This window comes from Streptomyces niger (assembly GCF_000718305.1).
Lineage (GTDB): Bacteria > Actinomycetota > Actinomycetes > Streptomycetales > Streptomycetaceae > Streptomyces > Streptomyces niger.
Map to the genome: position 1 here is coordinate 503585 of NZ_JOFQ01000003.1, position 8942 is coordinate 512526.

The window sequence follows — 8942 nt, forward strand, 5'->3', positions numbered from 1 at the left end:
CCCGATGCATATCGGCCGTTTGGGGGTCGGCTTCGCGACACGCGACCGCGATTACTCATAGAGTCACAATTAGCGTCATATTCTCCAGTTCTGTGCAGAAGCGTGACGACGTGGTCGTGTCAGGCATGGTTCCGGAAGCGGCGGCGTGCTCAGCGCCCCCCGTACGGGCAGCACACCGGCTGAAGGTGTGCTTCCTCCTCTTCAACCTCTACGGCATCGGCGGCACCATCCGCTCCACCGTCAACCTCTCCGGCGCGCTGGCGGAGGCCGGGCACGACGTCGAGATCGTCTCGATGATCCGGACCCGGTCGGCACCCGCCCTGCCGGTGCACCCGCGGGTGCGCGTCGTCCCCCTGGTCGAGGCCCGCCGGGACCAGCCCGGCTTCGACCCGGCGCACGACCCGAAGGGCAACCCCTCGCGCGTCTATCCCGCCTGCGACGGCCCGTACCGGCTGTGCAGCGCGCTGGTGGACGAGCGGATCGAGCGTCACCTCAGCGGCACCGACGCGGACGTGATCATCGGGACCCGGCCCGGTATCAACGTCTACCTGGCGCGTTTCGGCCCGGCCCGGGCCCTGCTCGTCGGCCAGGAACACCTCACCCACGACATGCACCGGCCGGACATCCGCACGGCGCAGAACGCGGCGGTGGCGCACCTGGACGCGTTCGTCACGGTCTCCCGGCAGGACGCCCGGATCTACCGCGAGGCGCTGCCCGACGTCGCCACGGAGATCCGCTGCATCCCCAACGCGGTGCCGCAGCCTGACGTGTCGCCCTCCACCGGGCGGAACAAGCTCGTGGTAGCGGCCGGCCGGCTCATCCGGATCAAGAACTACCGGCTGCTGATCGACGCCTTCGCGCGCGTCGTGGAGCAGCGGCCGGACTGGAAACTGCGGCTGTACGGGCGCGGTCCCGAGGCCCGGGCGCTGCGGGCCCGCATCCACGAGCTGGGCCTGTGCGAGCAGGTGATCATGATGGGCGCGCATGCGCCGATCGAGCCGGAGTGGGCGAAGGGATCGATCGCGGCCGTCTCCTCGGACGGCGAGTCCTTCGGCATGACGATCGTGGAGGCGATGCACGCGGGGCTGCCGGTGGTCGCCACGGACTGCCCCTTCGGGCCCGGCGAGATCATCTCCAACGGGGTGGACGGACTGCTCGTCCAGCCGGGCAACGCCGACGAGTTCGCTGCCGCGCTGCTGGACCTGATCGCGGACGACGAGCGGCGGAGCGCGCTGGCCGCGGCCGCCCGCGCCAAGGCGCTGAACTACGCGCCCTCGGCGATCGCGCACGCCTACGTCAAGCTCTTCGAGGACCTCGCCGCGCGCACCGGCAAGGGCTGCGGCTCACCGGGTACGCGGGAGAAACCCCACGGGGCGCACGCGCTGAGCGGAGGCGCCGGAGCAGCAAGCGGCAGTCGGCTGCTGCGCGCCGGCAGGGAGCTCGCAGGACGCGCGGTACGTCCCCTCCTCCAGCGGCCCGCGACGGCCGGCCCGCTGCTCGGCCTGGTGCGGCGGATCTCCCCCGCCGCTGCCGCGCGGGCCGACGGCACGGCGCGCAAGCTGCGCCCCGTGGCGCGCTGTGCGGCGGCCGAGGACGGCGCCCTGGAACTGACCTTCCCGGCCAAGGGGCTGGCCGGCCCCGCCGACCTCGTACTGCGGCGCCGCAACTCCGCCGAGGAGATCCGGGTCCCGCTGCCGCCACCCGCCCGGGAGGGCCGGGGCGGTCCGTACCGGACCCGGCTGCGGCTGCCCCGTATGCCGCTCGCCGAGGGGCACTGGGAGGTATGGGTGCGGCGGCGCGCCGACGGGGCGCAGCGGCACGTGCGCACCCCGATGGTCGAGCGGGCCGCGCTGGTCGGCCGGGCTCCCGAGGTGACCGCCGACGCCGTGCGGTCCTGGATTCCGTACGCCACCGACAGCGGCCGGTTGGTGCTGCGCGTGTGGCGGCGCGGCGCGCACGCGGAGGTGGTGTGGGTCGCGGTCGGGCCCTCGGTCACGTACGTCGAGGCGGAGCTGCTGGGCGCCGTGCTGACGCCGGATGCCGTGGTGACGGCGACGCGCCGCGGCGACCGGCCCACGGTGCTGCGGCTGCCCGCGACGGAGCTGGGCGCCGGCCGGTTCTGCTGCCTGCTGCCGCACGAGGACTTCACCGGGCGGGTGGCCGGCACGACGCCGCGGGACCGGGAGTTCTGGGACCTGCGGCTGGCGCTGCCGGACGGCATGGCCGTACGGATCGGGCGGATCGGCGGGGACATCGTGGCCCGCAAGGACATCGACAGCCACCCGTCGGCGTACCGCGGCGAGGGCGCGGCGCGCGCCCGGGTCCGCCCGTACTTCACCGACTCCAACGACCTGGCCCTGGTCACCGCGCCGGCCCCGGCCCCGGACGTGGCACCCGCCCAGCCGGCGGTGCCCAAGTCCGCGCCCCTGCAGGGGGCCGGCGACCTGCCGGCCGGGGGCGGCGCCTGACGGCCCGTAGGGCCCGTGGGGTCCGCCGCGCAGGCCCCGTAGGTCCGGCCCGCCCTCGTACGAAGCGACCGCGCGTACCGTCGCGGGGCCGGCCGGCGGGGTGGCCCGCCGGCGGGGCTCACCGTACGGGCGACCGGGTCGCGCCGGCGAAGACGGACCAGGTCACCGGGCGGGCGGTGAACGGGCCGAAGGTGCGGACGCGTGGGCTCGGCGCGCTGCGGCGGCGGGCGGCGCGGTGTCCGGTGCCGCCGGCCTGCTCGACGCCGCGGGCGTCGGCCGTGGCCGGGAAAGGCGACCGGAACACGCCGTGCCAGACACGGATCGCGCCATCGTGGTCACCGGCCCGTTCCCGGCGTTGGGCCTCGGCGGCCTGCGCGGCGAGCGCGGCCAGCACCTCGGCGCGGGAGCGGCGCTGTTCCTGCGACCAGCCCTCGGTCAGGTCCACCGAGCCGGTGGGGTCCAGGACGGGGCCGGAGACGGCCTGCGCGGCGTGCGTGAGCGCCGTGGCGACCGCGTCGGTGTGCTGCCGCGGCCCGGAGACCGCTTCGTACGCGAGCGCCTCCCACAGCAGGCCGCGCGTCTCGCGCAGCGCCGGGTGGCCGTTCCTTAACGCCTTGAGCATCCGGACCTGGTGGACGAAGCGGCCGTCGGTGGCGTGGTCGTGCCGGCCTATGACGCGGTTGAGCGTGCGGACGGTCGAGCGCTCCCAGCTGCCCCGCTCCCAGTTCGCGGTGAGCAGGTCGGTGCAGCGCGGGTCGGCGAGCGCGGGGGTCAGGCCGAAGGTGACGTCCAGGTCGGCGAAGGTGACCTGAAGGGCGCGGGAGGTGCGGTCCTCGTCGCCGAACCGGGAGCCGGGGAACGCCTCGGTGACCGCGTCGCAGAGCATCGCCATGGCGTCGGCGGCGCCGCCGGGGCGCTTGACGAGGCGGGCGAAGCGCCGGTGGAAGACCATGACCATGCCGACGTCGTCCAGCGGGGCGATGCGGGTCTTGCGGGCGAAGCTGCCCTGCAGGCAGCTGCTCTCGATCAGGCCCGCGTTCTTCAGCGCCGCGGTGATCTGGCGGTGCCGTCGCCGGGCCCTCTCGTAGCGGCCGGGTTCCAGGGCGAGGGCCTGGTCGAAGTAGCCGAAGGCGGTCCTGGCGGTGTACATCATCGCGCGGGGCTCGTTTCTCTCGACATCAACGGGACGAGGGGGCATTCCGGTTGGCCGCCGACGGCCGGGCCGACGGCGTCCGGGGAGGAGCGAGCGTAGCGGGGAATCGTTTCAGCGGAAGGGGTCGAACGTGTCACATCATGCATGGGAAAAATCGTTCCTCTCCGCGCCCGGTCGACGACCGGGCAGACTGCCGCAGTTGTCTCGCGCCACTCCACGTCACTTTCGCCCGACTGGGTTCCGGTTTCCCGCGCGCACACCGGTCCTGACGGACGGCCACGCGCCCCTGCGAGCGGTGCCGCTCCATTCAACTACGCATATATCTGCCTCGGAGCACCGCGAAACAGCTCGTCCTGATCGATGATGAACCTAATTTCTCCTCTTTCGACCGAAGTCGGCAGCACACGTTTCACGCCCTGTCGCCGCGTCGACCGCATGGGACCACGCCGTCATGCCGTTGGCATATGACACAGACCTGCGACGACTCGCCACCGAGCGCCGGCCGGCAGCCGGCTTCAGCCCGTCAGATCCTCGGCCAGCAGGTCCATCAGGAGCCCGTCGTGCCAGGTCCCGTCGGCTCCGCGCTCGTACCGGCGCATGACGCCGACCGCCCGGAAGCCCACCTTCCGGTAACTCCGTATCGCCGCCTCGTTGTCCGCCGCCGGGTCGATCGTGATCCGGTGATGACCACGCTCCGTCAACAGGTGGCGGGCCAGCGTGCGCACGGCGTCCGTCCCCAGCCCCCGGCCGTGCAGCGCGGACGTCAGATAGATGTCGATATTCGCATGCCGATAGTCCGGATCCGACTCCTGCGACCACTGGATCGCGCCAATGTTCCGGTTCCGGTACTCGATCACGTACGAGAACTTGTCCGGCGAGGCGAGGTCGGCGGCGATCTCGGCCGCCAGATCCACACCGCCGCGCCACCTCGCGTACACCTCCGGCTCGGCCCGGATCTCGGCCAGGGCGGGGATGTCGTCCGCCGTTGCGGGACGCAGCACCACGTCGGCGCCGTACAGAGTCGTCTGCATACGCCATGACGCTAGTGGCCGGGCCCGGCAGCCGCACCGGCGCGGACCGGCCTCAGCGATCTTCACGACGCGGGTCTACCCGGCGCTCCGGGCGGCGCGCCGCTCCCGTAGCGCGGTCTTGAGCACCTTGCCCGCGGCCGACACCGGCAGTGCATCCGTGAAGTGCACCTCGCGCACCCGCTGGTACGGCGCGACACGGTCGGCGACGTACGCCATCAGCTCCTCCGCCGTGGCCGCCGCACCGTCCCGCAGCACCACGTAGGCGGCCGGGATCTCCCCCGCCTCCGCGGCGGGCGCGCCGATCACCGCGACCGCCGCCACCGCGAGGTGCCCGGCCAGGATGTCCTCCAGGTGCAGCGGATAGACGTTGTAGCCCTTGTAAAGGAGCATGTCCTTGGCGCGCCCCGACAGGAAGAGGCGGCCGCGCTCGTCCAGCCGGCCGATGTCGCCGGTACGCAGCCAGCCGTCGCTGTACTGCTCGGCGGTGAGTTCGGGATGCCCCTCGTACCCGTCGGTGATCTGCGGACCGCGCGCCCACAGCTCGCCGGTCTCCCCCACGGGCAGTTCGCGCGCCGGGTCGAGCAGGTCACGGATGGACAGCCGGGTGTCCGGGAGCGCGACGCCGACCGTGCCGTGCGGTGTCCCGGCCGCGGCGTCCAGCGGCCACATGGCCAGCGCCATGGTCGCCTCGGTGAGCCCGTACCCCTCGGTGAACAGCGCCTCCGGGAAGAGACCGGCGAGCCGCCGCCGGGTCGCCGGGTCCATCGGCGCGGCCCCGGAGTTGAGGTGGCGTACGGACTCCAGGCGCCGCCCGGCACTCGCCGGGGAGGCCAGCAGCGCCCGGTACATCGTGGGTGAGCCGCCCACCGAACCCACCTGGTGCGCATCGATGTCGTCCAGGTACCGGACGGGGTCGAAGCGGTCGAGCAGGACGACCTCCGCGCCGCCGGCCCGCAGCCGTCGGGCGGTGGCCAGGCCCAGGCCCGAGGCGCCGCCGATGACGACGGCGGAGATTCCGGTGGTCTGCATGCGGGTGCCTTCCGGTAGGGGCGTGGGCAGGGGTTCAGAGGCCGAGCGACTTGGCGATGATCGTCTTCATGACCTCGTTGGTACCGCCGTAGATGCGCGAGACCCGGGTGTCCGCGTACAGCCGGGCGATCGGGTACTCGGTCATATAGCCGTAGCCGCCGTGGAGTTGCAGACACTTGTCGATGACCCGGCCCGCGACCTCGGTGCAGAACAGCTTGGCCTTGGCGGCGTCGGCGACGCTCAGCTCGCCCGCATCGTTCAGCTCCAGCGCCCGGTCGGCGAAGGTCTGCGCGGCCTCGGTCTCGGCGGCGCACTCCGCGAGCACGAACTTGGTGTTCTGGAAGGCGGCGACGGGTTTCCCGAAGACGGTGCGCTCCTTGACGTACGCGGTCGCGAAGCGCACCGCCGCCGTCGCCGCGGCAGTGCTGCCGAGGGCGATGGTCAGGCGTTCCTGGGGGAGGTTGTGGGTGAGGTGGGCGAAGCCCTGCCCCTCCTCGCCGAGGAGGTTCGCCGCCGGGACCCGTACGTCGGTGAAGGAGAGTTCGGCGGTGTCGGAGGACTTCAGGCCGATCTTGTCCAGCTTGCGCCCGACGACGAAGCCCTCGCTCGCGGACTCCACGCACAGGATGGACAGGCCGGCCCTGCGGTCGTCCGGGTCCGGCGGCGAGGTGCGGCAGACGACCAGCACCAGGTCGGCGAGGGCGCCGCCGGTGATGAAGGTCTTGGCGCCGTTGAGCACGTAGTGGCCGCCGTCGGCGGAGAGCCGGGCGGTGGTCCGCATGCCCGCCAGGTCGGAGCCGGTACCGGGCTCGGTCATGGCGATGGCGGTCATCAGGTCGCCGGCGGCGAAGCCGGGCAGCCAGCGGCGCTTCTGCTCCTCGGTCGCGTACGCGAGCAGGTACGGGAGGATGAGGTTGGAGTGTACGGAGTGGCCGCCGAACGAGACCCCGGCGCGGGCTGCCTCCTCCATCACGACCGCGTTGAACTTGAAGCTCGGCTCGCCTCCGCCGCCGTACTCCTCGGGCACCTGGATGCCGAGGACGCCCAGCTCACCGAGGCGGCGGTAGAAGTCCCGGTCGGGGTGGCCCTGTTGCTCCCACGAAGGGAAGACGGGGACGACTTCCTTGGCGATGAAGTCCCGCAGGGTCTCCCGGAACGCCTCGTGATCCTCGTTGAACACCGTCCGCCGCACCCCGGGCCCCTTCCGTCGCACCTCTGCGGTGCGCCCGTGCCCCGCACGCACCCCGCTGACGAACGATCGTTAAGTTACGGCTGCACGGAAGTCCTGTCCAGGGCATGGGCGGAAGGCCCTTCCGCTACCACGTCCCCGGTGGCCACGGCCGCGACGGCCCACTCGCACCACGCGTCGCACGGATCTTCTGTGCGCCGCTCGCGCACCCGGCGCCGCTGCCGTACCCACGACGCGCATCCCGGCCGCGATCCGGTACGCCGCCCGGCTGCGGGACAACGCCACTGGTCGGCGCGGGTGAGCGGCTGGCCGACCGGCCGGGGCGGCGCGACCGGCCCGGCTGTCGACCAGCACGGCCCAGCCAGAAAACCGACCGGGAAGTCGACGCAAAGAGACCGCTAAAGGTCCGAGACCGATCGGCCGGCCCGGCCCGCCGCCGGCTTCACCAGAGCCATCTCTCCAGGAACTCGACCCAGATGTAGCCGACGAATCCGTCGAAGGCCGGCGGGTCGATGGCCTTCAGCTGCACGGCGAGCCGGCCCAGCTCGGCCACCGCGGCGCCCTCGTCGGCGTGCGGGTCGTTGAGGATCGCCGACCCGCTGACGTGCAGCCCGTAGTGGTGCAGCGTACGCAGCCACAGCTCTATCGAGGAGTTGGCGAACCACGCCTCGCCGTCGGGCAGTACGTAGTACACCGCCCCGGAATCGGGATCGACGCCGAACGCCCAGGTCAGCGCGGGTGAACGGCTGCCGTGCGAATTCTGCGTCAGACGGTACAGCAGCCGGCCGTCGCTGGTGCGCAGCTGCGGCTCGGGCTCGTGCTGGAAGGACGCCGTACCGATGAGGTTGTCCACCACCGGTATGCCGGTGGTCACCAGTAACTCCTTCTGCCGCTCCGGTATCCGCCACCCCGCCACGGCGTCCCGCTCGGCCCGGACGACATGGCCGGCACCGGCCCACGCCACCAGCTCTTCATATTTCGGCACAGGAGCCCCTCCCCCACGGCTGATCGCACGCGGCGGGACTCTACCGGGAACAACCGTCCGGCGAGTCGGACATCTGACCACGCGGCACGGCGCGAAGGAGCAGACCGGGGCGGAAAAGCGAGTGGAACGGTCGTTAAGTGGGGGCGTCGCGAGGGGTCAGCGGGACCGGCGCGGGAGGCTGCCCGCCGGCCGGTACTCGACCAGGACGAGCGCCAACTCCACGTATCGCTCGGCGAGTTCGTCCACCCCGACATCACCGCCCGCGCGATACCACTGTGCTACCGCGTTGCACATGGCGATCACCCCGCGCCGGGCGTCCTCCGGATGCGGCGTACGGAAAACTCCCTGCGACACGCCGGCGTCGACCACTTCGTGAAAAAGCCGCGAGCCGTCGTACTGGCGCTGCCGCGCCTCTTTCAGCCGGTCCTCGGAGAGGTGGCGCCACTCGGTGAGGAGCAGGCTGCTCTCCAGCCGGCGTTCGGCGCGGTAGCGGACAGTGGCCCGGACCAGCGCGGCCAGCCGCTCCCCCGCGTCCTCGCCGACCCGTGCCAGCTCCTGGTCGCAGGAGGTGAAGTACTGCGTGCTGCTCTCGTGCAGCAGGGCGTGCAGCAGCTCCTGCTTGCCGGAGTAGTAGTGGTACATCGCGGAGAGGCTGACGCCGGCCCGCCGGGCTATGTCGCGGATGGACGCCGCGCCGTATCCGCGGCCGGCGAACTCGTGCCGGGCGGCGTCGAGAATGGCCCTCTGGCCGGCAGGCTGCACCGCCGCCCCCTCCTGACGGAACTTAACGAACGTTGGCTCAGTGTACGGGGGCGGAGGGCGCACCGGCCCGTACACAGCAGAACGCCGCCCGGCGGCGCGACCGGGCGGCGTTCCGTCAGATGTCCCCGCGGATCAGGCCTGGGTGGGGAGGCCGGAGAGGCGCTCGACGCCGCGCAGGAGGGCGGAGTGGTCCAGGCCGCCGTCGCCCTGGGCGCGCAGGGCGGCGACGAGGTTGGCGACGACGGCGCCGACGGGGAGGGCCGCGCCGACGTTGCGGGCGGCGTCGGTGACGATGCCCATGTCCTTGTGGTGCAGGTCGATGCGG

Annotated in this window: 8 protein-coding genes; 1 reads left to right on the forward strand and 7 read right to left on the reverse strand. The window is 72.5% G+C overall.

Translation table 11 applies throughout. The features are described 5' to 3' along the window. Positions 1-92 precede the first annotated feature (92 nt). Positions 93-2468 carry a glycosyltransferase family 4 protein gene (locus IF20_RS08840; protein ID WP_234426579.1) on the forward strand — a complete coding sequence of 792 codons (2376 nt, stop codon included), beginning with the start codon at positions 93-95 and terminating at the stop codon, positions 2466-2468. A 118-nt stretch (positions 2469-2586) separates the two neighbouring features. On the opposite strand, the gene IF20_RS08845 is transcribed toward IF20_RS08840, so the two are convergent. The 7 genes from IF20_RS08845 to IF20_RS08875 all read right to left on the reverse strand — a co-directional run. Then, positions 2587-3621, reverse strand: a complete 1035-nt coding sequence (locus IF20_RS08845) for an SMODS domain-containing nucleotidyltransferase (RefSeq protein WP_052864422.1) — start codon at positions 3619-3621, stop codon at positions 2587-2589. Positions 3622-4136: 515 nt separating this feature from the next. After that, positions 4137-4652, reverse strand: a complete 516-nt coding sequence (locus IF20_RS08850) for a GNAT family N-acetyltransferase (protein ID WP_052864423.1) — start codon at positions 4650-4652, stop codon at positions 4137-4139. A 75-nt stretch (positions 4653-4727) separates the two neighbouring features. Then, positions 4728-5681: a class I adenylate-forming enzyme family protein gene (locus IF20_RS08855; RefSeq protein ID WP_052864424.1), complete on the reverse strand. Its 954-nt coding sequence runs from the start codon at positions 5679-5681 to the stop codon at positions 4728-4730. A 34-nt stretch (positions 5682-5715) separates the two neighbouring features. After that, entirely contained in the window at positions 5716-6873 is a 1158-nt protein-coding gene (locus tag IF20_RS08860) for an acyl-CoA dehydrogenase family protein (RefSeq protein WP_052864425.1), read from the reverse strand. Positions 6874-7312: 439 nt separating this feature from the next. Continuing rightward, a complete protein-coding gene (locus IF20_RS37525) occupies positions 7313-7855 on the reverse strand; it encodes an SUKH-4 family immunity protein (protein ID WP_110943973.1) in 543 nt (180 codons plus the stop codon). A gap of 156 nt (positions 7856-8011) precedes the next feature. Next, positions 8012-8617, reverse strand: a complete 606-nt coding sequence (locus IF20_RS08870) for a TetR/AcrR family transcriptional regulator (protein ID WP_052864426.1) — start codon at positions 8615-8617, stop codon at positions 8012-8014. Between the two features lie 132 nt (positions 8618-8749). Further along, a partial coding sequence (locus IF20_RS08875; RefSeq protein ID WP_199896532.1) for an NAD-binding protein occupies positions 8750-8942 on the reverse strand: 193 nt, incomplete at its 5' end.

Excerpts from the sequence above, each read along its gene's own strand:
- IF20_RS08845 (WP_052864422.1), bottom strand. The coding sequence starts at position 3,621 with ATGATGTACACCGCCAGGACCGCCTTCGGCTACTTCGACCAGGCCCTC.
- IF20_RS08850 (WP_052864423.1), bottom strand. The coding sequence starts at position 4,652 with ATGCAGACGACTCTGTACGGCGCCGACGTGGTGCTGCGTCCCGCAACG.
- IF20_RS08855 (WP_052864424.1), bottom strand. The coding sequence starts at position 5,681 with ATGCAGACCACCGGAATCTCCGCCGTCGTCATCGGCGGCGCCTCGGGC.